This window comes from Defluviimonas salinarum, from assembly GCF_026013545.1.
GTDB classification, from domain to species: Bacteria; Pseudomonadota; Alphaproteobacteria; order Rhodobacterales; family Rhodobacteraceae; genus Albidovulum; species Albidovulum salinarum.
In genome coordinates, this window is record NZ_JAPDOG010000003.1 from 1 (window position 1) to 24,278 (window position 24,278).

Here is a 24,278-nt window from a genome sequence, read left to right on the forward strand (position 1 = left end):
CGAACATGTCAAATTCCTCGAACGAGCCCTCGTCGAGCAGGAGCTCGATGCGCTCGCGCGCCGTGAGCTTGCCGCGCGCGTGCTGCGCGTCGATCCGGCGCTGGCCGCCGCCGAGACGGGCGGCAGACCGACGGGTTTCCAACTGCTCAAGGATGTCTTTCATGCTCTCCCCCATGTCCGATGCGGCACCCTAGCGTGTACCGTTGCATGCTCAAAGCGGATTCGCGAAAATTTGCAACATATACGCAGAGGTAGATTTGCTAATTGCATAACTGCAAATCAGACCGGCCCGCGGAGCCCCGCACCCCTTCCGGCAGAGGCCGCGCCGCGCTATAGCCGCGCGGTCCGCCACACGCGAGAATCTCATGGCGCGGCTTCCCATAACGCTTCCGGTTCCCGTCGTCACCATTGGCCTTCTCGTCGCCTCCAACATCTTCATGACCTTCGCCTGGTACGGCCATCTGAAGTGCAAGGCCGCCCCCTCCTGACCGTGATCCTCGCGAACTGGGGAATCGCGCTTTCTGAATACCTGCTGCAGGTGCCGGTGAACCGGATCGGGCACGGCCATTTCAGCGCCGCCGAGCTCAAGACGATCCAGGAGGTGATCACGCTCGTGGTCTTTGCCGCCTTCTCGGTGACCTGCCTCAAGGAGAGCCTCGGCTGGAACCACGCGGTCGGATTCGGGCTGATCGCGCTCGGGGCCTTCTTCATCTTTCACCGCTGGAACTGAGCTTCCCGCACAGCGCGCTGTGCAGAAAAGCGATGGACAAGCCCTCGACCGGGGCCTAGCTCAACGGGATGAGCCCCGATGCCCGCCGCCCCGAGATCCGGTTCCTCGACCGCAGCACGCCGCCCCATATCGTCACGCTGGTGATGGTTGCGGGGCTTTCGGCGCTCGCGATGAACATCTTCCTGCCGTCGCTGCCGGGCATGACCGAATGGTTCGCGACCGATTACCGGCTGATGCAGCTTTCGGTCTCGCTCTATCTCGCGGCGAGCGCGGTGCTGCAGATCGCGATCGGCCCGATCTCGGACCGGTTCGGGCGCCGCTCGGTGCTCCTGTGGTCGGTGGGGCTGTTCCTCGTCGCCACGCTCGGCACGCTGCTCGCGCCGAACGTCGGCGTGTTCCTCTTCTTCCGGATGATGCAGGCGGTGGTCGCGGCGGGCATGGTGCTGAGCCGCGCGGTGATCCGCGACATGGTGCCGGGCGAACAGGCGGCCTCGATGATCGGCTATGTCACGATGGGCATGTCGGTCGTGCCGATGGTCGGCCCGGTCGTCGGCGGTGTCCTAGACGAGGCCTTCGGCTGGCAGGCGAATTTCGCGCTTCTGATCGTGCTCGGGGTGTCGGTGCTTTGGCTCGTCTGGGCCGACCTCGGCGAGACGGCGGCCGGGCACACGGCGCGCTTCGCCGATCAGGTCCGGCAATATCCTGAACTGCTGACCTCGCCGCGCTTCTGGGGCTACTGCCTTGCCGCCGCCTTCACCTCAGGCACGTTCTTCGCCTATCTCGGTGGCGCGCCCTATGTCGGCTCCGAGATCTACCGGATGCCGCCGAGCCTCCTCGGCCTCTACTTCGCCGCCCCGGCGATCGGCTACGCGGCCGGTAACTACATCTCGGGCCGCTACTCGGTCGCGGTCGGGCTCAACCGCATGGTTCTGGCGGGCACGGCGATCACCACGGCGGGGATGCTCCTGCTCGCGGCGCTCGACCTTGCCGGCCTTGCCGGCGCCAATGCCTTCTTCGGGCTTACCATCGCGGTCGGGATCGGCAACGGCATGGCGCTGCCCAATGCCAATGCGGGGATGCTGTCGGTCCGGCCGGGGCTGGCCGGGACCGCCTCGGGGCTCGGCGGCGCGATCATGATCGGCGGCGGCGCCGCGCTCTCCGCACTCGCCGGCTGGGCGCTCGGGCTCGGCGGCGGCGCGCTGCCGTTGATCGGGCTGATGCTCCTCAGCTCGGCCGCCTCGGTCGTCTGCATCCTCCTGGTGATCCGTCGCGCCCGCCGGATCGGGGCCTGATCCCGCCGTTGCACGGTTCGCAAATTGCACTATTCTGATCCGCAAATATGCAAATCTGCGCGGATTGGGGCATGGAGTTCAAGGACGGTCTGGTTGCCGGGTTCAAGCCGAAGCTCCGCTCCCTCGACGAGGACTGGGAACGCTACATGTTCGCGGTCGTCGATCTCGAGGCGGCCGGCCAGATCACCCGCGTTCCCGGCGTGCCGCTCCTTCAGAGCCATTGCCAGCCCGGCTACGACTGGTTGATCGAGCGCTACTTCGAGGAAGGCCGGCTCGACGCGCTCGAAGCCCATTTCACCCCGGCGGGCGAGACTTTCTATGCCCCCTTGAGCGAGGCCACGCTGGCCGTGCTCGAGCGGTTCCGGGCGATGGGCGAGGCGGCCCGGGCGATCCGGGTCTGGCGCGCCCATGCCGGTCTTCTGAAGGGGGTGTTCTGGTTCTATGTGAACGAGCGCCGCAAGGGCTTCACCCACGAGCCGCGCCTTGCCTACGCGAGCGAGGCGGAGCAGCGCGCCGACCATGAGGCCTTCGTCGCCCGGATCCCGGAAAAGAAGGCAATCCTCCTCTCCGTAATGACCGATTTCCGCGACCTGCTCGAATCCGAAGGCGCGAGCCAGGCCGAACTGGCCCGGACCGACACCGACATCGCGGCGATCGAGGCCGAGGAACGCCCGAAGCCACGGGGCAAGACCGATCCGCGCAAGATGGACGAGGATGTCTTCTGGGAGCTGCTCGACCGCGGCCTCACCACCGAGACGATCGGCGAACGGCTCGACCTCTTGCCCGAACGGCTCGCGCTCTTCAAGCCCGCGGCGATCCGCGGCTTCGACGCGCGCCTGCGCGAGATCGACGCCCGCGCCTACCGCACCGATGTCTGGGCCCTCGCCTACCTCCTGCAAGGCGGATGCTCGGATGATTCCTTCGAGGCCTTCCGGGGCTGGCTGATCCTTCAGGGCCGCGCCGTCTTCGAGGCGACGCTGGCCGATCCCGACGGGTTCGAGATCGGCCTGCATCACGGCCAGTCCGGCGGCATGGACGCGCTTCGCGACGTGGCACCCATCGCCTACGACCTGCGTCAGGGTAAGGCGATGCCAAGATCGAAGGTCAAACCCCTCCGCCTTGCAGGCCCGGAGGTGGCGGAATCCGACTTCCCTGCCCTCCTGCCCCGCATCGCCGCACTCACGGAGTCCGATTGATGGCCACCCAGAAGCTTTATGCCGGCGCGAAGCTGCGCGAGACGCGCACCCGGCTCGGCCTGACGCAGAAGGCCTTTGCGGCCAAGCTCGGCGTCTCGCTGCCCTACCTCAACCAGATGGAGAACAACCACCGCCCGGTCTCGGCCGCCGTCGTGCTGGCGCTGGCGGGCGAGTTCGGGCTCGACGTGACCGAACTTTCGGCGGGCGATGCCGAACGGCTCGTCTCGGACATGCGCGAGGCGCTGGCCGATCCGATCTTCGCCGATACCGCCCCGCCGCTTGCCGATCTGCGCCTCGCCGCCTCGAATGCGCCGATGCTCGCCCGCGCCTTTCTCGGGCTGCATCGCGCCTACCGGCAGAGCCACGAACGCCTCGCCTCGCTCGACGAGGCGCTCGGGCGCGACGAGACCGCGACCCGCGCCTCGCCCTGGGAGGAGGTGCGCGACTTCTTCCACTACTGCGACAACTACATCGATGCCGTCGACCGCGCCGCCGAACGCTTCGCCGACGCCGCCGAGGCGCGCCGCGACCCCGAGGCGCGGGCGCGCATGCTGCTTGCCGAGCGCGGCATCGAGGTGGTGCTGTCGGACAGCGCCGAGATTCGCCAGGTCAGCGACAGGCGGCTGACGCTCTCGACCCGCGCCGCGCCGGAGACGCGGCGCTTCCAACTCCTGTTCCAACTCGCACTCACCACCCAGAACGAGCTTCTGGAGGCGACGCTCGACCTCGCTCGCTTCCAGTCCGACGCGGCGCGGTCGATCGCCAAGATCGGCCTCGCGAACTATTTCGCCGGGGCGGCCCTCCTGCCCTACCGCGCCTTTCTGGAGGCGGCCGAGGAGACCCGGCACGACCTTGAACGCCTCGCCGACCGCTTCGGCGCCTCGATCGAGCAGGTCGCGCACCGGCTCTCGACGCTGCAACGGCCGGGGCAGAAGGGCATCCCGTTCTTCTTCGTCCGCGTCGACCAGGCCGGCACCATCACCAAGCGCCATTCCGCGACGCGGCTGCAGTTCGCCCGCTTCGGCGGCGCCTGCCCACTGTGGAACGTCCACCGCGCCTTCGAGACGCCGGGCCGTTTCCTGAGGCAACTGGCCGAGACGCCCGACGGCGTGCGCTATCTCTGTCTCGCCCGCGACGTCTCCAAGCACGGCGGATCGTTCCACGCGCCGGTTCGGCGCTACGCGATCGGGCTCGGCTGCGAGATCAGCCATGCCAAGGGCCTCGTCTATGCCGACGACCTCGATCTGACCAATGTCCGCGCCTTCGAGCCGATCGGGATCTCCTGCCGGATCTGCGAACGCAAGGATTGCCACCAGAGATCGGTGCCGCCCCTCGAACGCAAGCTCCGCGTCGATCCCGACCGGCGCGGGCTCCTGCCCTACGACATCGACTGATGCCGCGCCGTCCGAACGGTTCAGGCCCCGGCCAGCATCCGGGCGATCTCGTCCTTCAGATGGGCGCGCTTCTTGCGCATCTCCGTCTCGACGAGCCCGTCGACCGGCTCAACCCCGGTCTCGGCCCGGTGCACCTCGCGGTTGACGCTGTGATACTCCTCGGCGAGCCGCGCGAAATGCGCGTTCGAGACCTTCAGCTCATGGATCTTGTCGGCCTCGGCCGGGAATTCCTCGTGCAGCTCGTGGGGGGTATGCGACATGCCTGCGCTCCTTTGTTGTCCGCCCCCTTGCTAGCCCGCGCCTCGCCCCGCCTCCTTGACCTCGGTCAAACCCGGCGCGCGAAAGAGGCGCGAACGGCCGCCAAAGCGGCGGCATAACGCTTGCGCTCGGGGCCTTATGCCCCCAAGTTCGCGGCGCGATTCCAACCTTGCGCGGACCCAGATGATCCTTCTCGAAGACGGCCCCAAGGGCGCTCCCGCGCTCTTCGATGCGCCCCGGCGGCTGATCCGCGCCGACGGGCCGGCCGAGGTCGGGGCCGCGCTCGCCGCGCTCGACGCGGCGCGGGCCGAGGGCCTCTGGATCGCCGGCTTCGCAAGCTACGAGCTCGGCTACGCGCTCGAGCCGCGGCTTCAGCCGCTGATGCCCGAAGGCCGCCGCCTGCCGCTCCTGGCCTTCGGTCTCTACGACGCCCCCGCCGCTGCCGACGCCTTCCTCGCGCGCGCCAGCGCCGAGGCCGGCTCCGCGAGCCTCAGCCTGCCCGCGCCCAGCTGGGCCGCGGACGCACACGGTGCGGCCCTCGCCCGGATCCAGGCCTATATCGCCGCGGGCGACGTCTACCAGGCCAACCTGACGATGGGCATGACGGCAAGCCGCACCGGCAGCGCGCCGGGCCTCTACGCCGCCCTCAGCGCCCGCCAGCCGGTCCGCCACGGCGCCTACGTGGCGCTTCCAGACCTGCCGGTCCTCGTCTCGCGCTCGCCCGAGCTTTTCTTCGCGACCGATGCCGACGGCCGGATCGAGACCCGGCCGATGAAGGGCACCGCCCCTCGGGCCTCCAACCCGGCCCATGACGCAGCCCTCCGGCTCGAGCTCGAGCAGAGCATCAAGAACCGCGCCGAGAACCTTATGATCGTTGATCTTTTGAGAAACGACATCTCGCGGATCTGCACGGTCGGCTCGGTCAGGGTGCCCGAGCTTTTCGCGATCGAGAGCTATGCCACCGTGCACCAGATGGTGAGCCGCGTGACCGGCCGGCTCCTGCCCGGCACTGAACCTTCCGCGATCTTCCGCGCGCTCTTTCCCTGCGGCTCGATCACCGGCGCGCCGAAGATCCGCGCGATGGAGATCATCCGCGAGCTGGAAGCCGGTCCCCGCGGCGCCTATTGCGGCGCGATCGGCTGGATGGGGCCGGACGGCGCGTCGAGCTTCAACGTGGCGATCCGCACGCTCACGCTCTTCGGCGAGAGCGAGGTCGAGCTGGGCGTCGGCGGCGGCATCGTCATCGATTCGACCGCCCATGGCGAATACGAGGAGGCCCTGTGGAAAGCCCGGTTTGCAGAGCTGACACCCGCCTGATCGAGACCTTTCGCTGGGACGGCGCGTCGTTCCACCGGCTCGAGGCGCATCTCGCCCGCGCCCGCGCCTCGGCCGCGGCGCTCGGCTTCGCCTGGGACCGCGCCGCGATCGAGGCGGCCCTCGCGACCGTGACCGGTTCCACCCCGCTTCGCACCCGCCTTACCCTCGGCCGCGCCGGCGACGCCAAGGTCACGACCGGCCCCATCGCCCCCAACCCGCCCGAGTGGCGGGTGATGATCGCACCCGAGCGGCTCGACCCCGATGCCCCGCTCCTGCGCCACAAGACGACCGAACGCGCGCTCTACGACCGGACGCGCGCCGCGCTGCCCGCAGGCATCGACGAGGCGCTCTTCCTCAACACGAGCGGCGCAGCGGCAGAAGGCACGATCACCAATCTCTTCGCCGATCTCGGCCAGGGCCTCGTCACCCCGCCCCTCGCCTGCGGCTGCCTGCCCGGCATGCTGCGCGCCGAACTCCTCGCCTCGGGCCAGGCCCGTGAGCAGGTGATCTCCGAGGCGGACCTTTCCCGCGCCCGGCTCTTCATGGGCAACGCACTCCGCGGCCTCATCCCGGCGCGGCTCGTCCCCGCCCCCTGACCTTCTTCATTGCAAAAATACCCCGGGAGGGTCCGGGAGGGCAGCGCCCTCCCGGCTGCCTTTAGCGCTGCGCCACGCTCCAGCGCGGGCTCATCCACGGCTCGGAGTTTGCCGGCGCCAGCATGCCGCGCCCGAGGACGTGATCGGCGGCCTTCTCGCCGACCATGATCGAGGGCGCATTGAGGTTGCCGTTGGTGATCCGCGGGAAGACCGAGCTGTCGGCGACCCGCAAGCCATCCACGCCGATCACCCTGCATTCCGGATCGACCACCGCCATCGGATCGTCGCGCCGGCCCATCCGCGCGGTACCGCAGGGATGATAGGCGCTCTCGGCGTGCTCGCGGATGAAGCTGTCGATCTCCGCGTCGGTGCCGCAGCCGGCGCCGGGCTGGATCTCGTGCTTGACGAAGGGCTTGAACGCCTCCTGCGCGAAGATCTCGCGGGTGAGCCGCACGCATTTGCGGAACTCCGCCCAGTCGTCGGGATGCGACATATAGTTGAAACGGATGAGCGGCGCCGCCTTCGGGTCGGCGGAGGCCAGCGTCACCGCGCCGCGCGACTTCGAGCGCATCGGCCCGACATGGGCCTGGAAGCCGTGCCCCTCGGCCGCCGCCTTGCCGTCGTAGCGCACCGCGATCGGCAGGAAGTGGTACTGGATATCCGGGTAGTCGACGCCCTTGTCCGAGCGGATGAAGGCGCAGCTCTCGAACTGGTTTGACGCACCGAGCCCGGTCCCGGTAAAGAGCCACTGCGCCCCCACCATCGCCTTGCCCATCAGGTTCCAGTACTTGTAGAGCGTGATCGGCTTCTTCGAGGCATACTGCATGTAGATCTCGAGATGATCCTGCAGGTTCGCCCCGACCCCGGGCCGATCCGCCACGACCCCTATCCCGTGTTCGGCGAGATGCGCCGCGGCGCCGATCCCCGAGAGCATGAGAAGCTTCGGCGTGTTGATCGAGGAGGCCGCGAGGATCACCTCGGCCCGCGCCCCGATCACCTCGACCTTGCCGCCGCGCTCGACCTCGACGCCCACGGCGCGGCCGTCGCGGATCACCACCTTGAGCGCGAGCGCCCGCACGATCGTGCAGTTCTCGCGCTTCAGCGCGGGCCGCAGATAGGCATTCGCCGCCGACCAGCGCCGGCCCTTGAAGATCGTCGCCTCCATCGGCCCGAAGCCTTCCTGCTTCTCGCCGTTGTAATCGTCGGTGACCTCGTAGCCCGCCTCGCGGCCGGCCTCGACGAAGGCGTGGAAGAGGGGATTGGCGCGCGGGCCCCGCGTCACATGCAGCGGGCCGGAGGTGCCGCGGAACCCGTTCGCGGCACCATTGCCGCCGTGCCAGGTTTCCATCCGCTTGAAATAGGGCAGCACGTCGGCATAGGACCAGCCGGCCGCGCCGGCCTCGGCCCAGTGGTCGAAATCCCGCGCGTGGCCGCGCACGAAGACCATGCCGTTGATCGAGGACGAGCCGCCGATCACCTTGCCGCGCGGCGTGACCAGGCGCCGGTTGCCGAGATGCGCCTCGGGCTCGGACTGGTAGCCCCAGTCGTAGATCCCCATGTTCATCGGGTAGCTGAGCGCCCCCGGCATCTGGATGAACGGCCCCGCATCGGTGCCGCCATGCTCGATCACGATCACCCGCTTGCCGGCCTCGGCGAGCCGGTAGGCCATCGCGCACCCGCCCGAGCCCGCGCCCACGACCACATAATCGGCTTCCATCTCGCGCCCTCCGCTTTCAACCGCCGCGCGGACCTGGCCCGCGCCCCTCGTCGCTCAGTACGGCGCCTCGACCGGCCCCATGCCGACGTAGACGCTCTTGATCTGGCTGTAGTGCTCGATCGCCGCCTTCGAGTTCTCGCGCCCCACGCCCGAGAGCTTGACGCCGCCGAACGGCGCCTCCACCGGGGCGAGGTTGTAGGCGTTGATCCAGCACGACCCGGCCTCGAGCCGCCCGACCAACCGGTGCGCGCGGGTCAGATCGCGGGTGAAGACCCCCGCCGAAAGGCCGAATTCCGTTGCATTGGCTCGGGTTACGACCTCGTTCTCATCCTCGAAATCGAGCACCGCCATCACCGGCCCGAAGATCTCTTCCCGGGCGATCGCCATCGTGTCGGTGACATCGGCGAAGACCGTGGGCCGGATGTAGTAGCCCCCGTCCCCGGCCCGCGCGCCGCCGGTCACCAGCCGCGCACCCTCGGCCTTGCCCGCCTCGACGTAAGCCAGAACCTTCTCCATCTGCGCGGCCGAGACGACGGGGCCCATCTGCACCGCCTCGTCCATCGGATCGCCGAGCCGGATCGCCTCGGTGCGCTCCTTGAGCCGGGCGAGGAACCGTTCCTTGATGCCCTTCTGGACAAAGACCCGCGTGCCGTTCGAGCAGACCTGGCCCGAGGAGTAGAAATTGCCCAGAAGCGCGCCGCCGACCGCATCCTCGACATCGGCATCATCGAACACGATCAGCGGCGACTTGCCGCCAAGCTCCATCGTGACATGCCGCATCCCCTCGGCCGCGGCGGCATAGACCTTGCGCCCGGTCGGCACCGAGCCCGTCAGCGAGACCTTGGCGACGCGCGGATCGGTGATCAGCGAGGCCCCCACCGCACCGCGGCCCTGCACGACGTTCATCAGCCCCGCCGGTAGCCCGGCCTCGACGAGAATTTCCGCGACTTTCAGGGCACATAGCGGCGTGACTTCAGACGGCTTGAAGATCATCGCATTGCCCATCGCGAGCGCCGGGGCCGACTTCCAGCAGGCGATCTGGGTCGGGTAGTTCCAGGCGCCGATGCCGACGCAGACCCCGAGCGGCTCGCGCACCGTGTAGACGAAATCGCGCCCCAGAGGGATCGTCTCGCCGGTGACGGCGGGCACGAGGCCCGCGAAATACTCCAGCGCGTCCGCGCCGGAGGTCGCGTCGGCGACCAGCGTCTCCTGCAGCGGCTTGCCGGTGTCGAGCGTCTCCAGCTCCGACAGCGCGCGGTTGCGCTCGCGGATCAGGTCGGCGGCGCGGCGCAGGATGCGGGCACGCTCGACCGGCTTGACGAGCGCCCATTCCGCCTGCGCCCGCGCGGCCGAGGCGATGGCGCGCTCGACCACCGCGGGCGTCGCCTCGTGGACGCGGGCGATCACCTCGCCGGTCGCGGGGTAGATCACCTCGATCTCGGCGCCTGCCCTGTCCTCGAGATAGGCGCCATCGACGAAATGGCTGGCTTTCGGCTGCGCTCTCATTCGGTCGTCTCCAGTTCGCGTTCCAGGTAGTCCATGACGATCTCGGCGGCCCCGGCACCATCCGGCGTTCCGGCTTTCAGCGCCTCGCGGATGTAGACGCCATCGATCATTGCGCCGAGGCCCTGCGCCACCGCCTCTGCGCGCACGCCGACGAGCGGGCGCAGGTCGTGGCAGAGGTTCGAGTTCAGCCGCCTCTGGTAGATGCCGAGCAATCGCCGCGCCTCGGGCAGGGTCTGGGCGAGGACGTAGAAATTCAACCACGCGCCAATGGTTTCGCGGCGAAAGCTCGAGCTCGCGAAGCTCGCCCGGACGATGCCCTGAAGCCGGCCGCGCGGCCCCTCGGCGGCCGCGAGTGCGCCGCGCACCTCGGCGCCGTAGAGCGTCAGGATATGGCGCATCGCGGCGAGGAAGATCTGCTCCTTGGAGCCGAAATAGTGATGCGCCAGCGCCGAGGACATTCCCGCCCGCTTGGCGATCTGGCTGACCGTGACATCCAGCGATCCGGTGCGGCCGATCTCGGTGATCGTGGCCTTGACCAGGGCCGCCTTGCGAATCGGTTCCATCCCAACTTTCGGCATCCGCCCGCCCTTTCCGATGTGGACTCTATCGCTACACGAAGTTTTATTGACTCGTCAATCAACAAAAATAAAACCACGCCCCGCAGAGGTTCCCTTGAGAAATCTGACAGTTGGACTAGTCTTTTCCGCACGACATGCCCGGAACCGCTGCGGCGGCCCGAGATTTTTTTCTTGCGCTCCGACGCGGGATGTATGTTTATTGATCCGTCAATCAAGAAAACAGGGAGACAGCGAATGACCCTTTCCAAGACCCTGCGTGCGACACTGCTGGCCACGGCCGCGCTCACCGTCGCGGCGCCGGCCTTCGCCGCCGGTTGCGACAAGGTGGTGTTCTCCGATGTCGGCTGGACCGACATCACCGCCACCACCGCAGTGACCACGACGATCCTCGAGGCGCTCGGCTACGAGACCGACGTCAAGGTTCTGTCGGTGCCGGTGACCTATACGGGCCTCGCCGAAGGCGACATCGACGTCTTCCTCGGCAACTGGATGCCGACGATGGAAGCCGACATCGCCCCCTACCGCGAGGCGGGCACGGTCGATACGATCGGCCGCAACCTTGAGGGCGCGAAATACACGCTCGCCACCAACAAGGCGGGTGCCGATCTCGGCATCACCGACTTCGCCGCGATCGCCGCGCAGAAGGATGCGCTCGAGGGCAAGATCTACGGGATCGAGCCGGGCAACGACGGCAACCGGCTGATCATCGACATGATCGCGGCGAACCAGTTCGGGCTTGATGGCTTCGAGGTGGTGGAAAGCTCCGAACAGGGAATGCTGGCACAGGTCGGCAACGCCGACAGCGACGGCAAGCCGATCGTCTTTCTCGGCTGGGAACCGCATCCGATGAACGCGACCTTCGAGATGACCTACCTTTCGGGCGGCGACGATGTCTTCGGCCCGAACTTCGGCGGCGCCGAGGTCTTCACCAACACCCGCAAGGGCTATGTCGCGGAATGCGCGAACACCGGCAAGCTGCTCACCAACCTCACGTTCACGCTCGAGATGGAAAACGAGATCATGGACGGGATCCTCAACGACGGCGAGGCGCCGGACGAGGCCGCCAAGAAATGGCTTTCCGAGAACATGGACGCGCTCGGCCCCTGGCTTGACGGCGTGACCACGAAGGACGGCGGCGACGCGATGGCCGCCGTGGAGACCGCGCTGAACTGACAACCGGTTCGCGCGAGGTCCCTCTCCGTCACACTCCCTGCGGCGGAGAGGGACATTTCTACCAGAACGGGGAAACCGTGGCATCGGTCCGCGCGGCCGGCCGCGATTTTGGGGATGAGGGATGGACTGGCTCGAACAGCTTTGGCTCGCGGATCACAAGATCCCGGTCGGAAAGGCCGCAAAGACACTTTTCGACTGGATGAAAGACAATCTGAAACCGGCCTTCCGGCTGATCTCCGACGTCATGGATGCCATGATCAACGGCATCCTCTGGCTGCTGGACACGCCGCATCCCCTGGTCATCGTGGCGATCTTCGTCGCGATCACCTGGCTCGTGCAGCGGAACTGGAAGACCTGCGTGATGGTGGCGCTCGGTTTCCTCTTCATCCTCAACCAGGGCTACTGGGACGAGACGATGCAGAGCATGACGCTGATCCTGTCGTCCTGCATCGTCTGCATGGCGGTCGGCGTGCCGATCGGCATCGCCGCCGCCCACCGGCCGAGGCTCTATGCCGCGATGCAGCCGATCCTAGACCTGATGCAGACGCTGCCGACCTTCGTCTACCTGATCCCGGCGATCATCTTCTTCGGCCTTGGCATGGTGCCCGGCCTTCTGGCGACCGTGATCTTCGTGCTGCCGGCGCCGATCCGGCTGACGCATCTCGGCGTCTCCTCGACGCCGACCGCGCTCATCGAGGCGCTGACCGCGTTCGGCGCGACCAAGCGGCAGGTGCTCTTCAAGGCCGAGCTTCCTTACGCCTTTCCCCAGATCATGGCCGGTCTCAACCAGACAATCATGCTGTCGCTGTCGATGGTCGTCATCGCCGCCCTCGTCGGAGCGAGCGGGCTCGGCGTGCCGGTGATGCGGGCGCTTCAGTCGGTCAACACCGCGCTCGGGTTTGAATCGGGCTTCGTGATCGTGGTCGTGGCCATCGTGCTCGACCGGATGCTGCGCCGGGGGAGCGCGCAATGAGGGGGGACGCCACAATGATCGGCCAGGACATCGCGGTCGAGTTCGACAAGGTCAACATCGTCTTCGGCGAGCATCCCGAACGCGCCCTGCCGCTGATGGACGAGGGTCTGAGCCGGGGCGTCATTCAGAAGCGCACGGGCCAGGTGCTCGGCGTGCATGACTGCTCGCTGACCGTCGCGAAGGGCGAGATCCTCGTGCTGATGGGGCTCTCGGGCTCGGGCAAGTCGACGCTCCTGCGCGCGGTCAACGGGCTCAACCCCGTTTGCCGCGGCAAGGTCACGATCCATGACGAGGGCTGGATCTGCGAGGTCGGCAGCGCCTCCGCACCCGACCTGCTCAAGGTGCGGCGCGAATGCGTGGCGATGGTGTTCCAGCAGTTCGGCCTGCTGCCCTGGCGGACGGTGCGCGAGAACGTGGGCCTCGGCCTCGAACTTGCCGGCCAGACCCCGGCCCAGCGTCGCGCCAAGATCGACGAACAGCTCGCGCTGGTCGGCCTCAGCGACTGGGCCGAGCGCAAGGTGGGCGAGCTCTCCGGCGGCATGCAGCAGCGCGTCGGCCTCGCCCGCGCCTTCGCCACCGAGGCGCCGATCCTCCTGATGGACGAACCCTTCTCGGCGCTCGATCCCTTGATCCGCACCCGGCTCCAGGATGAACTGCTGGAGCTCCAGGAAAAGCTGCACCGCACGATCATCTTCGTCAGCCACGACCTCGACGAGGCGTTCAAGATCGGCAACCGGATCGCGCTGATGGAAGGCGGGCGCATCGTGCAATGCGGCACCGCGCGCGAGATCATCGCCAACCCGGCCTCGGACTATGTCGCCGATTTCGTAGCGCACATGAATCCGCTCGGCGTGCTCACTGCCTCGGACATCATGAAGCCTCCGTCAGGCGAGGCGGCGGACGGCCCCGGCGTGCCGCCCGACGCGCCGGTACGCGAGGTGATGGAGCTGTTGCGCGAAGTCCCTGCGCTCTCGGTGACCGAGGGCGGGCAGACGCTCGGCCAGATCACGCGGGAAAGCGTGATTGGCCGGCTCCTCGACCCGCGCGGGTGAAGGGCGGGCTCAGTCCCGCGACATAAGCTCGACGAGGGCGGTCAGCGCCTTGTCGTCGAGCCCGGCCTCGACGCCGCGATGGGCAAGGTCGCTGAAAAGCTGCGGCAGCTCCGCATGTGCCCCGAGCGCGCGGAACGTCGCCAGCGCGTCGTCGAGCGCCGCGGCATAGACCGTCATCGTCGCGGGCGGATTGTCGAACTTGCCCGCCGGAACGGTGTCGGAGAAGTACTTGTGATAGGCGGGCAGGACCCCCATCGACACCGGTATCTGTGAGGCGAAGACGTCGAGCGGGATGCCAGCCTTGCGGCAGACGAGCCCGCCGTAGATCATGCCGAACATGAAGCCCTGCCGGGTGGTGAAGAGTGCCGCGAAGAGCGCCGCGATCATGCCCGCCCGGTCGCCTACCCGTGCCGAGCCGCCGCCAAGCGTGCGGATGATCGGCGCGCATCTTTGCCAGACCGGCTCCGCGCCGACCATCAGAAGCACGGTCTCGGGCAGGCTGATGCCGGTCGGATAGGCGTTGATGATGCCGATCATCCAGTCCGCCCCCTGCCCGTCCAGATGTGCGGCCAGCGCCTCGGCATCCTCGGCCCCGCCGGTGCTGAGCTCGATGATCGTGCGCCCCGATACCGCGTCGCCCGCCGCGCCGAGCAGTTCCAGCGTCTTGTCGTGCGAGGCGATGCAGATCACCGTCACCGGGCTTGCCCGGAGCGCCTCGGCCGCCGAGCCCGCCTGCACAGCACCCGCCGCGACGAGCGGCGCAGCCTTCTCCGGCGACCGGTTCCAGACCGTCACCGCGTAGCCGCCCTTGATGAGCGCGATCGCGAGCGCACTACCCATGGCCCCGAGGCCGATCACCGAAACGTCCGACATGCTGTCCCCCTCTCCAAAAAGGACAGCCTACCCCGGATCGGACCATCCACCAAACATCCGGCCCTGCAGGTTCAGATGTTCGCCGCTTCGGGCGGCGGTGTGACCGCGCGCCGCTTCAGCTGCGCCTCGCGCCAGGTCATGTAGCTGATCGCCGCGATGATCAGCGCGCCGCCGGCCAGCACGAAGGGATCCACCGCCTCGCCGAAGGCGAACCAGCCGAGCGCCGTCGCCCAGACGAGTTGCAGGAAGGTCACCGGCTGGGTCACCGTCAGCGGCGCGGCCGCGAAGGCCCGCGCCATCGTGTAATGGCCGAGTGTCGCGAAGGCCGCGACCACGCCGAGCCAGCCGAGCTGTTCGAGGCTCGGCCACACCCAGACTGCGATGGCAAAGGGTGCGAGCCCCAGCGTCACCGTCAGCGACATCAGCGCCACGATCGTCGCCGGGGACAGGGAGGCCGAGAGCCGCTTGGCGAAGAGGTAGGAGACGCCGAAGCACATCGCCGCGCCGAGCTGGGCGATGTGGCCCGCGCTCACCTCCCGCACCCCCGGCCGAAGGATGATCATCGCCCCGACGAGCGCCACGCCGATCGCGACCAGCCGCCGCGCCGCGAGCCGTTCGCCAAGGAAAAGTGCCGCGCCGAGCGTCACCACGACCGGGTTCAGGTAGCCGATCGCCGTGACCTCGGCGACCGGGATCCGCGCCATCGCGAAGAACCACAGCGACACCGCCAGCACATGGAAGGCACCGCGCCCGGCGACCAGCGGCCAGACCCCGGCCGCCTGCGCGCGTCGGAATGCGGGCAGAAGTGTCGGGGCGAAGAAGAAGATGCCGTAGACGAAGCGGATGAACGCCGCCTCCACCGCGGGCAACCCGGTGCCGAGATGGCGCACCGTCCCGGTGACCGCGACGAACGAGAGCCCGGTCGCGAGCATCCACAATATGCCCGCGACGGGGCGACCTTGATCGACGGCGGTCATGGCGAGACATGACCTTATCGTGGCGGCGGGCGCAAGGCTCAGCCCACGGCGAGCCGTACCGAGATCGAGATCATGACGAGCGCCACCCCGCCGTCGAGCACCCTCCAGGCTGCCTCCCGCGCGAAGACCGGGGCGAGGAGCCGCGCGCCGAAGCCGAGCGTGAAGAAGAACGCGAAGGAGCCGAGCGCCGCCCCCGCCCCGAACGCCATCTCTCGGCCCGGGTACTGCGCCGCGATCGAGCCGAGCAGCACAACCGTGTCGAGATAGACATGCGGGTTGAGCCAGGTGATCGCGGCGAGCGTCGTGAGGACGGGCCCGAGCGCCCCCGGCCCCGCGCTTCGCGGCGCGAGCGCACCACCGCCCCGAAGCGCCGACCAGCCCGCCCGGAGGCCGTAGGCGAGGAGGAATGCCACGCCGCCCCAGCGCAGCGCCTGGCCGAGCCAGGGCGCCACCGCGCTCGCCGCCGCGAAACCCGCGACACCGGTGGCGATCAGCACCGCGTCCGAGGTCGCACAGAACAGCACGCAGGCCAGCACATGCTCGCGCCGGAGCCCCTGCCGCAGCACGAAGGCATTCTGCGCCCCGATCGCCATGATCAGTCCGACCGACACCTGAAATCCCGAAAGTCCTGCCGCCAACATCCACCCCTCCTGTCGTCACGGGCTTGACTAGCGGGCGCCTTGATGTAAGTCGAATTAATGTTTCTGTTCTGTATTAAATTCTACTAATGCATGACCCGGCCCAGCTCCAGGCCCTCGCGGCGATCCTGCGCTCCGGCTCGTTCGAGGCGGCGGCGGCGACACTCCATGTTACGCCCTCGGCGATCTCGCAGCGGCTGAAGGCGCTCGAGGAGCGGCTCGGCACGGCCCTGGTGACCCGAGGCCAACCGGCCCGCGCGACCGCCGCCGGGGCCCGCCTCGCGCGCCATTTCGAGGATGTGCAGCTCCTGGAACACGCGCTCGCCGCCGATCTCGGCGCAAAGCTCGCGGCAGAGCGGCCAACGGTGCGGATCGCGGTCAATGCCGACAGCCTCGCGACCTGGGTCCTGCCCGCGCTCGCCGCGGTGCCGGATCTGCTCTACGACCTGGTGATCGACGATCAGGACCATTCCGCCGACTGGCTGCGTCGCGGCGAAGTGCAGGCCGCCGTGACCGCGCATGACGCACCGGTCGCGGGCTGCGACAGCCACCCGCTCGGCCAGCTGCGCTGCATCGCGTCGGCAAGCCCCGCCTTCATCGACTGGTGGTTCGCCGAGGGCGTCACCGCCGAAACACTCGGCCGCGCCCCCGCGCTGATATTCAATCAGAAGGACCGGCTTCCAACCCTCTGGGCACACCGCCTCACCGGCCGTCGGATCGCCCCGCCGAGCCATTACCTCGCCTCGAGCCGGGGCCATGTCGACGCCGCCCGGCTCGGCCTCGGCTGGGGCATGAACCCCGAGCCCCTGATCCGCCGCGACCTCGCCGCGGGGCATCTCGCGGCACTCGTGCCGGACGCGCCGCTGGATATCGCGCTTTACTGGCAGGTCGGGCGGCTGACAGGCGCGGCGATGGCGCCTCTGACACGTGCGGTCCGCGCCCAGGCGGCGGCCGTCCTGCTTCCGCCCCTTCCAGCCTGACCCGCCACGGCGAAGACGCGCAAACGGCCAGCCCCGCCACCGGGATGGGCGCGACCGCCCTTCCCCTTCATCCTGCCGCAAATATCCCCGCCGGAGGCACCGGGCCGCCCCGGCGACCCGGATCCCGATCGGTCAAGCCCAAGGGCTCAGGCGAGCTGCTTGGCGACCTCTTCGGGAATGTCGAAATTCGCCGTGACGTTCTGGACGTCGTCATCGTCCTCGAGCGTGTCGATCAGCTTCATCAGCTTCTGCGCCGTCTCGAGATCGACATCGGTGCGGTTCTGCGGCTTCCAGATGAGCTTGGCTTCCTCGCTCTCGCCGAGCGCCGCCTCGAGCGCGTCCGAGACCGCCGACAGTTCGGTATCGGCGCAATAGATCCAGTGGCCGTCCTCGTCGGTCTCGACATCGTCGGCACCGGCCTCGATCGCCGCCTCCATCACCGTATCGGCGTCACCGGCACTCAGCGGATACATGATCTCGCCCACCCGGTCGAACATGAAGCTGACCGAGCCGGTGGTGCCGAGGTTGCCGCCATGCTTGGTGAAGTAGCTGCGCACGTTCGACGCGGTGCGGTTGAGGTTGTCGGTCATCGCCTCAACGATCACCGCGATGCCGTTCGGGCCGTAGCCCTCGTAGCGGATCTCGGTGTAATCCTCGGCGTCGCCGCCCATCGACTTCTTGATCGCGCGGTCGATCACGTCCTTGGGGCAGGACACCGCCTTGGCCGCCTTCACGGCAAGCCGCAGGCGCGGGTTCTTCTCGGGGTCGGGGTCGCCCATCTTTGCGGCGACGGTGATCTCCTTCGCCAGCTTCGAGAACAGTTTCGAACGCGCCGCATCCTGCCGCCCCTTGCGGTGCTGGATATTGGCCCATTTTGAATGGCCGGCCATGACCTTCTCCGTCGATCCTTCGGGTTTCGCGCCTCTATATGTCAGCGCCCCGCCTGCCCGCAAGCCCGAGCCGGCATCCGGCGCTTGCATCCGCCTTCGCGGGCGGTTTCAGTGGGGCGGCATAGCCGGAGCGCGCCATGACCCAGGACCAGATCATCCTCTTCACGCTCTTCGGCCTGGTCTTCGCGGCGCTGATCTCGGGGCGCTGGCGCTACGACCTCGTGGCCTTCACCGCGCTCATCGCGGGCGTTCTCGCCGGCGTGGTGCCGGCCAAGACCGCCTTCGCCGGCTTCGGCCATCCCGCGACGCTCGTGGTGGCCCTGGTCCTCGTCGTGTCGGCCGGGCTCACGCGCGCGGGCGTCGTGATGCTGATCACCCGCACCTTCGTCGACACCGGACGCGGGATCGGCGCCCATATCGCGATGATGGGCGCGGTGGGCGGCATCCTCTCCGCCTTCATGAACAACGTGGCAGCACTCGCGCTCCTCATGCCGGTCGACGTGGCGAGCGCCCGCAAGGCCGGCCGCGCGCCGGGCCTGTCGCTGATGCCGCTCTCCTTCGCGACGATCCTCGGTGGTATGGTGACGCTGATCGGCACACCACCCAACATCATCATCGCCACGATCCGCGAGGATGCGCTGGGCGAAAGCTTCCGGATGTTCGACTTCGCTCCAGTGGGCGGCGTCGTGGCGCTCGCGGGCCTCCTCTTCGTGGCGCTCGTCGGCTGGCGGCTCATCCCGAAGCGCGAGGACGAGGGCGCGGCGCGCGACACCGCGGCCTACGTCGCCGAACTGATCGTGCCGGAAGACTCCAGGCTCGTCGGCAACACCATGGGCGATCTCTATGACGAGGCCGACAAGGCCGGTGTCGCGCTCATGGCGCTCATCCGCGGCGACAAGCGCCGCTACGGCGCGGCCCGGAGCGAGACCCTCGCCGGCGGTGACGTGATCCTCGTCGAGGCCGAGGCCGAGCCGCTCGACGAATTCCGCGCCGCCCTCAAGCTCGATTTCGCCGACCACCGCCGCAAGCACTATCTCGAGGCCGAGAAGGCCGGCTTCACGATGGTCGAGGCGGTGGTGCGGACCGATGCGCGGATCCGCGGCAAGACCGTGGAGGCAGTCGGGCTGATCTGGCGCCACCGTACGGCGCTCATGGGCATCTCGCGCCGCGGCCACCGCATCAAGGGGCCGCTCGGCAAGGCAAAGATCCGCGCGGGCGACATCCTGCTCCTGCTCGCGCCATCCGAGACCGCAGACGAGGTCGTCAACTGGCTCGGCTGCCTGCCGCTCGCCGAGCGCGGGCTCGCGCTGACGAAGCAAGACCATACCTGGCCCGCGATCGCGATCTTCGCGGCGGCGGTGCTCGCGGCGAGCATCGGGCTCGTCGACCTGCCCGTCGCGCTCGGCGCGGTGGTGGTCGGCTACGTGGCGACCCGCGTGCTGCCGCTTGCCGAGATCTACGACCATATCGAATGGCCGGTGATCGTGCTCCTCGGCTCGATGATCCCGCTCGGGGCCGCGCTCGAGAGCTCGGGCGGCACGGAACTCATCGCAAGAGGCCTCATCGCGCTGACGGCAGACGCGCCGGCCTGGGTCGCGCTTCTGGTGCTGATGGTGGTGACGATGACGCTGTCGGACGTGCTCAACAACACCGCGACCGCGATCGTCGCGGCGCCGGTCGGCATCGCCATGGCGAACGCGCTCGGCGCCTCGCCGGACCCGTTCCTGATGGCGGTCGCGGTCGCCGCCTCCTCGGCCTTCCTCACGCCGATCGGGCACAAGAACAACATGCTGATCCTCGGCCCCGGCGGCTACGAGTTCGGCGATTACTGGCGGATGGGCCTGCCGCTGGAAATCCTCGTCATCGCGGTGGCCCTGCCTTCGATCCTTCTGGTCTGGCCGCTCTGATCCGGCAACCGCGCCGTTCCGGCGCGACGAGATCCCTCGCCGTCGCGCAGAGAGCGAAGGCTCACGCCACCATCGACGAGTCCAACCGCAAGGCGCCCCTGCCACTTTCTGTCGTCAAATACTCTCGGGGGTGAATTGCTGCGCCAGCAGCAAGAGGGGGCAGACAGCCCCCTCCCCAACGCCGCGCGCAAGCGTGGCGTCACGATAGGCGTGACGCCGAAGGCGTCTCCGCCAGATTGCCGTCAGAGCGGCCAGAGGATCGGGATCATCACGCTCGCGGTGATGGCGAGCGTCAGGTTCAGGGGGATCCCGACCTTGAGATAGTCGGTAAATCGATACCCCCCGGGCCCGTAGACCAGCATGTTGGTCTGGTAGCCGATCGGCGTCGAGAACGCCGCCGAGGCTGCGAACATGATCGCGACGACAAGCCCCCTCGGATCGAGCCCGAGCGAATGGCCAAGTTCGATCGCCACCGGCGTGAAGATCACGCCGACGGCGTTGTTCGACACGATCTCGGTCAGGAACATGGCGAGCAGGTAGACCGCCAGCACCACGAGTTGCGGCGGCAGGTCGCTCAGCGCGGGGCTGATCCAGCCGACGAGAAGCCGCGCCGCGCCGGTCTCGTCGAGCGCCGCACCGACCGCCAGCATCGCAAAGATGAGCGCGAGAAGCCGCCCCTCGATGAACGAGAATGCCTCGTCCGCGTCGATGCAGCGGGTGAGGAGCACGACCGCGACACCGACGAACGACAGCGCCAGGATCGGCGCCACGCCGAGCCCCGAGAGCGCGACGATCCCGGCCAGGACCGCGAAGGCCACCGGTGCCATCTTGCGGCGGTAGGCCTTGACCGTCGGCTTCGAGACATCGACGAGGTCCATGTCGGCCGCGAGCCGCTGAATATCCTCAGGCGCGCCTTCGAGCAGGAGCGTGTCGCCCACCACGACGACAAGGTCGTCGAGCTGACGGCCGATGTTCTGGTTCCGCCGGTGCACGGCGAGCGTGTAGACGCCGTAGCGCCGGCGCAGGCGCAACTCGCCCAGCGAGCGGCCGATCATCCGGCAGCCCGGCGATATCAGCACCTCGACCGTCTCGGTCTGCACCGAGGAGAGCTTGTCGACGAGGCGGATCTCCTTGCTTTCCTGCATCCCGAGCAGCTCGGCCATCTCGGTCCGGAGCACCACGCGGTCGCCGGCCTGCAGCACCACCGGCGCGAGGTCGCGGCGCAGCGACGCGTCGCCGCGCAGAACGTCGATCACCCGGACGCCCGCGCGCTTGAAGAGATCGACCGAGAGCACCGACTGGCCGATAAGGTTCGAATCCTCGGGCAGCGCCACCTCGGTGAAGAACTTGAGCTTGCGCCGGTCCGACAGCATCCCCCCCATCGACTGCCGGTCGGGCAGGATCCGGCGGCCGATCGTGGCGATGTAGACCATGCCGATGAGGACCTGGATCGCGCCGAGGGGCGTGATCTCGAAGATCGTGAAGGGCTCCATCCCGCTCTTGCGCGCAACGCCGTCGACGAGCAGGTTCGTCGAGGTGCCGATCAGCGTCAGCGTGCCGCCGAGGATCGCCGCATAGGACAGCGGGATCAGCAGTTTCGAGGCCGAGACGTTGAGCTTGCGCGCGATCGAGACCATAACCGGGATCATCACCACGACGACGGGCGTGTTGTTGAGGAAGGCCGAGGCGATCGCCACGAAGCCGAAGAGGATGATCAGCGTCACCGTCGGGCGGTGGTCGGCATTGGCCTCGGCCGTCTGGGTCAGCCATTCGAGCGTGCCGGTCCGGACGAGCGCCCCCATGATTAGGAACATCGCGGTGATCGTCCAGGGCGCGGGATTGGTCAGCGCGTTCAACCCGGCCTCGTAGGGCAGAAGGCCGAAGACGAGACAGAGCGCCGCGCCGCCTATCGCGACGACCTCGACGGGGTAGCGCTCGCGCACAAACATCACGAACATGCCGAGCACGATCAGCAGCGCCAAGACTGCTTCGCCGTTCTGCGAGAGGGGAAGGTCGATCATTCAGCGGTCCTGCTGTTCGTGGAAAACGATGGACGGTTCGGTTGCGGGCAGCACGAACGGGCCCAGTTCCTCGCGGCGGGACGGGCGCGGCTGGACGAGGAAGAGCCCCGCGAAGACCAGCGCCAGTGCCGCCCAGACCCAGAGCGAGTAGCGTTCGCCGAGGATCAGCATCGACCAGAGGACGCCGGTGCCGGTCACGATATAGGCGACCTGTGCCGCGAAGACCGCGCCGCCGTGCCCGACGACCCAGACATAGCCGGCATAGGCCAGCGCATGGATCGCCGCAGTGACGACGAGCGCCGCGTCGGCGTCGGTCAGCGGCAGCGCGGGCGTGATCCAGCTGCCGCTCGCCACCACCGCCGGAAAGACGAGGACCACGCCGACGAGCGAGGCGCCGGTGAGAAGCTGGACGGGGTCCAGCCCGGCCGTACCCATCCGGCCGAGCCCCGCCGCCTCGACCGCGTAGAGCGCCGCCGCGGCAAGCGCGAAGGGCACGAAGACGAGCGCCGCGCGGTCGGGAAGGCTCGCCTCCGGCAGCACGATCATCAGGATGCCGGCGAGCCCGGCGAGGATGCCGAGGAAGCGCACCGGCTCGGGCCGTTCGAGACCGAGGCCGAAGGCCATCGGCAGCGCGAACATCGGCACCAGCGCGATGAACACCGCGACGAGACCGGCCGGCAGCCCCTCCTGCGCGGTGTAGAAGGCGGCGTTCGGCAGGATCGTCCCGAAAAGTGCTATGAAGACGTAGCGCGAGAGCGCGGGCCGCGTCAGCGGCAGCCGCCGCCTTGCAAGCACGAGCCAGAGCCCGAGCAGCGCCGAGCCAATGACGAGCTGCCAGAAGATGATGCCGAAATGGCGGTACCCGCCCATCACGACGATCTTCGACAGCGGCGCGGTCAGCCCCCAGCTTCCCCCGATCACGAAGAGCGCGAGAAAGAGCCGGCGCGCATCCATCAGGGCCGCGCCCCCTCGAGCCCGCCGCCGACGCGGATCATGCGGATCTTGGTGGCCTTCCCGGTGCGGTCGTCGGTCTCCACATAGGTGCCGCAGAGCGTCGCCTCGCCGTTCGCGGGCGTGAAGCGCTCCTTCGGCATGCCGGTCACGAAGCGGCGCATCGGTTCGAGCTTGTCCATGCCGATGACCGAGTTGTAGTCGCCGCACATCCCCGCATCGGACTGGAAGCCGGTGCCGCCGGGCAGGATCTGCGCATCCGCGGTCGGCACATGGGTATGGGCGCCGACGACGAGGCTCGCCCGGCCGTCGCACCAGTGGCCCATGCCCATCTTCTCGCTCGTCGCCTCGCAGTGAATCTCGACGACGGCGGCCTGGACAGCCCCCCCGAGCGGATGAGCGCGCAGGACCGCATCGATGGCCGAGAACGGATCGTCGAAGGGCCGCTTCATGAAGACCTGGCCGAGAACCTGCGCCACCAGCACCTTGCGCCCGCCCTTCGCCTCGAACACCCGCGCGCCCTTGCCGGGCGCGGTCTTGGCGTAGTTGAGGGGCCTGAGGATCCGCGGCTCGGTCTCGATGTAGGACAGCATGTCCTTCTGGTCGAAGGCATGATCGCCGAGCGTCACGCAATCGGCCCCGGCAGCGAGCAGCGCCTTGGCGTGATCGGCCGACAGCCCCGCCCCGGAGGTCGCGTTCTCGCCGTTCACCACGACGAAATCGAGCCCCCATTCGGCACGCAAACCCGGCAGGCGCGCGGTGATCCCCGCACGCCCCGACCGCCCCACCACATCGCCCAGAAACATCAGCCTCATGCGCCCTGCCTAAGGCCCGGCAGGCGCGAGGGCAAGCGCGGCGACGCTACGCCGGCTCGGAAAGCGCCGCGCGGGGCGTGCAGGACACCCGAACCGGCGCGAAATGAGGCATCCCGCCGGAGCTGCCTTATCAGCGGATTGGCGCGGCTCGCGTATCGCCTCAGCGACGTTCGCCCGGTTCGACGCGCCCCATGCGACCGCCGCGCCGCGCCGGCTTGGCCGGGGCGGTCAGCCCCGCCGTCAGCACCGCCGTCATCGGGTGGTCTGGCCGGTCGAGGCCGTAGTGCGACAGGAGCGCCCGGAGCGCCTCGGGCTGGTCGGTGTCCATCGCGATGCTCAGCGCCCAGTCGAGGAAGATCGACCGGCATTCCGGCGCCGTGATCCCCTCGATCGCATAGCTTTCGCGGATCAACCCTTTCGGGTCCGCCCGAGACATCTCCATGA

Annotated in this window: 23 protein-coding genes and 1 pseudogene; 11 read left to right on the forward strand and 13 right to left on the reverse strand. The window is 68.5% G+C overall.

Going from position 1 to position 24,278, the window contains the following annotated elements; translation table 11 throughout:
- A partial coding sequence (locus OM960_RS04000; protein ID WP_290428555.1) for a carboxyl transferase domain-containing protein occupies positions 1-163 on the reverse strand: 163 nt, incomplete at its 3' end.
- A 202-nt stretch (positions 164-365) separates the two neighbouring features.
- Between OM960_RS04000 and OM960_RS04005 the strand changes: the two are divergent.
- From OM960_RS04005 to OM960_RS04020, 4 genes and pseudogenes are all read left to right on the forward strand, one after another.
- Positions 366-730 (forward strand): annotated as a pseudogene (locus OM960_RS04005) (DMT family protein).
- Positions 731-798: 68 nt separating this feature from the next.
- Positions 799-2,022 carry a Bcr/CflA family efflux MFS transporter gene (locus OM960_RS04010; RefSeq protein ID WP_263338670.1) on the forward strand — a complete coding sequence of 408 codons (1,224 nt, stop codon included), beginning with the start codon at positions 799-801 and terminating at the stop codon, positions 2,020-2,022.
- Between the two features lie 71 nt (positions 2,023-2,093).
- Positions 2,094-3,218 (forward strand): DUF4240 domain-containing protein, encoded by a 1,125-nt coding sequence (locus tag OM960_RS04015; protein WP_264771132.1) that lies wholly within the window; start codon positions 2,094-2,096, stop codon positions 3,216-3,218.
- A complete protein-coding gene (locus OM960_RS04020; protein ID WP_263338676.1) occupies positions 3,218-4,612 on the forward strand; it encodes a helix-turn-helix domain-containing protein in 1,395 nt (464 codons plus the stop codon). Before OM960_RS04015 ends, OM960_RS04020 begins: the two co-directional genes overlap by 1 nt.
- Before the next feature lie 20 nt (positions 4,613-4,632).
- Here the strand turns inward: OM960_RS04020 and OM960_RS04025 are convergent, their stop codons facing one another.
- Complete coding sequence (locus tag OM960_RS04025; protein WP_263338679.1) at positions 4,633-4,872, reverse strand: HP1242/YdcH family protein; 240 nt, start codon at positions 4,870-4,872, stop codon at positions 4,633-4,635.
- A gap of 181 nt (positions 4,873-5,053) precedes the next feature.
- Here OM960_RS04025 and OM960_RS04030 point away from each other — a divergent pair, with 181 nt between their 5' ends.
- Positions 5,054-6,187 (forward strand): aminodeoxychorismate synthase component I, encoded by a 1,134-nt coding sequence (locus tag OM960_RS04030; protein WP_264771134.1) that lies wholly within the window; start codon positions 5,054-5,056, stop codon positions 6,185-6,187.
- The gene (locus OM960_RS04035) at positions 6,151-6,783 is read left to right on the forward strand and encodes an aminotransferase class IV (RefSeq protein WP_264771135.1); all 633 of its coding nucleotides are present in this window, start codon (positions 6,151-6,153) and stop codon (positions 6,781-6,783) included. Before OM960_RS04030 ends, OM960_RS04035 begins: the two co-directional genes overlap by 37 nt.
- A 61-nt stretch (positions 6,784-6,844) precedes the next feature.
- Here the strand turns inward: OM960_RS04035 and betA are convergent, their stop codons facing one another.
- The 3 genes from betA to betI are packed head-to-tail and all read right to left on the reverse strand — an operon-like array spanning position 6,845 to position 10,584.
- A complete protein-coding gene (gene betA / locus OM960_RS04040; RefSeq protein ID WP_264771136.1) occupies positions 6,845-8,500 on the reverse strand; it encodes a choline dehydrogenase in 1,656 nt (551 codons plus the stop codon).
- Between the two features lie 54 nt (positions 8,501-8,554).
- Positions 8,555-10,006, reverse strand: a complete 1,452-nt coding sequence (gene betB / locus OM960_RS04045) for a betaine-aldehyde dehydrogenase (RefSeq protein ID WP_264771137.1) — start codon at positions 10,004-10,006, stop codon at positions 8,555-8,557.
- Entirely contained in the window at positions 10,003-10,584 is a 582-nt protein-coding gene (betI, locus tag OM960_RS04050) for a choline-binding transcriptional repressor BetI (RefSeq protein ID WP_263338692.1), read from the reverse strand. The genes betB and betI overlap by 4 nt, the downstream gene beginning before the upstream one ends.
- Positions 10,585-10,818: 234 nt before the next feature.
- On the opposite strand from betI, the gene choX reads away from it, so the two are divergent.
- From choX to choV, 3 genes are all read left to right on the forward strand, one after another.
- Positions 10,819-11,757: a choline ABC transporter substrate-binding protein gene (gene choX / locus OM960_RS04055; RefSeq protein ID WP_263338694.1), complete on the forward strand. Its 939-nt coding sequence runs from the start codon at positions 10,819-10,821 to the stop codon at positions 11,755-11,757.
- A 121-nt stretch (positions 11,758-11,878) separates the two neighbouring features.
- Positions 11,879-12,730, forward strand: coding sequence for a choline ABC transporter permease subunit (gene choW / locus OM960_RS04060; RefSeq protein ID WP_263338697.1), 852 nt, complete (start codon positions 11,879-11,881; stop codon positions 12,728-12,730).
- The gene (gene choV, locus OM960_RS04065) at positions 12,727-13,782 is read left to right on the forward strand and encodes a choline ABC transporter ATP-binding protein (protein WP_264771138.1); all 1,056 of its coding nucleotides are present in this window, start codon (positions 12,727-12,729) and stop codon (positions 13,780-13,782) included. The genes choW and choV overlap by 4 nt, the downstream gene beginning before the upstream one ends.
- 9 nt (positions 13,783-13,791) lie before the next feature.
- Here choV and OM960_RS04070 read toward each other — a convergent pair whose 3' ends face one another.
- The 3 genes from OM960_RS04070 to OM960_RS04080 form a co-directional block, all read right to left on the reverse strand.
- A complete protein-coding gene (locus OM960_RS04070) occupies positions 13,792-14,655 on the reverse strand; it encodes an NAD(P)-dependent oxidoreductase (RefSeq protein WP_264771139.1) in 864 nt (287 codons plus the stop codon).
- A 71-nt stretch (positions 14,656-14,726) separates the two neighbouring features.
- Positions 14,727-15,632, reverse strand: a complete 906-nt coding sequence (locus tag OM960_RS04075) for a DMT family transporter (protein ID WP_263338705.1) — start codon at positions 15,630-15,632, stop codon at positions 14,727-14,729.
- 38 nt (positions 15,633-15,670) lie between these two features.
- Positions 15,671-16,273 (reverse strand): LysE/ArgO family amino acid transporter, encoded by a 603-nt coding sequence (locus OM960_RS04080; protein WP_264771140.1) that lies wholly within the window; start codon positions 16,271-16,273, stop codon positions 15,671-15,673.
- A gap of 86 nt (positions 16,274-16,359) precedes the next feature.
- Here OM960_RS04080 and OM960_RS04085 point away from each other — a divergent pair, with 86 nt between their 5' ends.
- Positions 16,360-17,250, forward strand: a complete 891-nt coding sequence (locus OM960_RS04085) for a LysR family transcriptional regulator ArgP (RefSeq protein WP_263338711.1) — start codon at positions 16,360-16,362, stop codon at positions 17,248-17,250.
- Between the two features lie 146 nt (positions 17,251-17,396).
- Here OM960_RS04085 and OM960_RS04090 read toward each other — a convergent pair whose 3' ends face one another.
- A complete protein-coding gene (locus OM960_RS04090; RefSeq protein WP_264771141.1) occupies positions 17,397-18,140 on the reverse strand; it encodes a YebC/PmpR family DNA-binding transcriptional regulator in 744 nt (247 codons plus the stop codon).
- Positions 18,141-18,277: 137 nt separating this feature from the next.
- Between OM960_RS04090 and OM960_RS04095 the strand changes: the two genes are divergently transcribed.
- Positions 18,278-20,047 carry an SLC13 family permease gene (locus tag OM960_RS04095; protein WP_264771142.1) on the forward strand — a complete coding sequence of 590 codons (1,770 nt, stop codon included), beginning with the start codon at positions 18,278-18,280 and terminating at the stop codon, positions 20,045-20,047.
- Between the two features lie 242 nt (positions 20,048-20,289).
- Here the strand turns inward: OM960_RS04095 and OM960_RS04100 are convergent, their stop codons facing one another.
- The 4 genes from OM960_RS04100 to OM960_RS04115 form a co-directional block, all read right to left on the reverse strand.
- The gene (locus tag OM960_RS04100; protein WP_263338719.1) at positions 20,290-22,068 is read right to left on the reverse strand and encodes an SLC13 family permease; all 1,779 of its coding nucleotides are present in this window, start codon (positions 22,066-22,068) and stop codon (positions 20,290-20,292) included.
- Positions 22,069-23,022: a DMT family transporter gene (locus OM960_RS04105; protein ID WP_263338721.1), complete on the reverse strand. Its 954-nt coding sequence runs from the start codon at positions 23,020-23,022 to the stop codon at positions 22,069-22,071. It abuts the gene before it with no gap.
- Entirely contained in the window at positions 23,022-23,834 is an 813-nt protein-coding gene (locus tag OM960_RS04110; RefSeq protein ID WP_264771143.1) for a TIGR00282 family metallophosphoesterase, read from the reverse strand. The genes OM960_RS04105 and OM960_RS04110 overlap by 1 nt, the downstream gene beginning before the upstream one ends.
- 160 nt (positions 23,835-23,994) lie before the next feature.
- The gene (locus tag OM960_RS04115; RefSeq protein ID WP_263338941.1) at positions 23,995-24,276 is read right to left on the reverse strand and encodes a hypothetical protein; all 282 of its coding nucleotides are present in this window, start codon (positions 24,274-24,276) and stop codon (positions 23,995-23,997) included.
- Between the last annotated feature and the right edge of the window lie 2 nt (positions 24,277-24,278).

What these genes read in the sequence shown, in the direction of transcription:
- OM960_RS04070 (WP_264771139.1), bottom strand. Translation starts at nt 14,655, where the DNA reads ATGTCGGACGTTTCGGTGATCGGCCTCGGGGCCATGGGTAGTGCGCTC.
- OM960_RS04010 (WP_263338670.1), top strand. Translation starts at nt 799, where the DNA reads ATGAGCCCCGATGCCCGCCGCCCCGAGATCCGGTTCCTCGACCGCAGC.
- OM960_RS04115 (WP_263338941.1), bottom strand. Translation starts at nt 24,276, where the DNA reads ATGGAGATGTCTCGGGCGGACCCGAAAGGGTTGATCCGCGAAAGCTAT.
- OM960_RS04080 (WP_264771140.1), bottom strand. Translation starts at nt 16,273, where the DNA reads ATGTTGGCGGCAGGACTTTCGGGATTTCAGGTGTCGGTCGGACTGATC.
- betA (WP_264771136.1), bottom strand. Translation starts at nt 8,500, where the DNA reads ATGGAAGCCGATTATGTGGTCGTGGGCGCGGGCTCGGGCGGGTGCGCG.
- OM960_RS04015 (WP_264771132.1), top strand. Translation starts at nt 2,094, where the DNA reads ATGGAGTTCAAGGACGGTCTGGTTGCCGGGTTCAAGCCGAAGCTCCGC.
- choX (WP_263338694.1), top strand. Translation starts at nt 10,819, where the DNA reads ATGACCCTTTCCAAGACCCTGCGTGCGACACTGCTGGCCACGGCCGCG.
- OM960_RS04090 (WP_264771141.1), bottom strand. Translation starts at nt 18,140, where the DNA reads ATGGCCGGCCATTCAAAATGGGCCAATATCCAGCACCGCAAGGGGCGG.
- OM960_RS04085 (WP_263338711.1), top strand. Translation starts at nt 16,360, where the DNA reads ATGCATGACCCGGCCCAGCTCCAGGCCCTCGCGGCGATCCTGCGCTCC.
- OM960_RS04110 (WP_264771143.1), bottom strand. Translation starts at nt 23,834, where the DNA reads ATGAGGCTGATGTTTCTGGGCGATGTGGTGGGGCGGTCGGGGCGTGCG.
- OM960_RS04030 (WP_264771134.1), top strand. Translation starts at nt 5,054, where the DNA reads ATGATCCTTCTCGAAGACGGCCCCAAGGGCGCTCCCGCGCTCTTCGAT.
- OM960_RS04100 (WP_263338719.1), bottom strand. Translation starts at nt 22,068, where the DNA reads ATGATCGACCTTCCCCTCTCGCAGAACGGCGAAGCAGTCTTGGCGCTG.
- OM960_RS04075 (WP_263338705.1), bottom strand. Translation starts at nt 15,632, where the DNA reads ATGACCGCCGTCGATCAAGGTCGCCCCGTCGCGGGCATATTGTGGATG.
- OM960_RS04095 (WP_264771142.1), top strand. Translation starts at nt 18,278, where the DNA reads ATGACCCAGGACCAGATCATCCTCTTCACGCTCTTCGGCCTGGTCTTC.
- OM960_RS04020 (WP_263338676.1), top strand. Translation starts at nt 3,218, where the DNA reads ATGGCCACCCAGAAGCTTTATGCCGGCGCGAAGCTGCGCGAGACGCGC.
- choV (WP_264771138.1), top strand. Translation starts at nt 12,727, where the DNA reads ATGAGGGGGGACGCCACAATGATCGGCCAGGACATCGCGGTCGAGTTC.
- choW (WP_263338697.1), top strand. Translation starts at nt 11,879, where the DNA reads ATGGACTGGCTCGAACAGCTTTGGCTCGCGGATCACAAGATCCCGGTC.
- betB (WP_264771137.1), bottom strand. Translation starts at nt 10,006, where the DNA reads ATGAGAGCGCAGCCGAAAGCCAGCCATTTCGTCGATGGCGCCTATCTC.
- betI (WP_263338692.1), bottom strand. Translation starts at nt 10,584, where the DNA reads ATGCCGAAAGTTGGGATGGAACCGATTCGCAAGGCGGCCCTGGTCAAG.
- OM960_RS04105 (WP_263338721.1), bottom strand. Translation starts at nt 23,022, where the DNA reads ATGGATGCGCGCCGGCTCTTTCTCGCGCTCTTCGTGATCGGGGGAAGC.
- OM960_RS04025 (WP_263338679.1), bottom strand. Translation starts at nt 4,872, where the DNA reads ATGTCGCATACCCCCCACGAGCTGCACGAGGAATTCCCGGCCGAGGCC.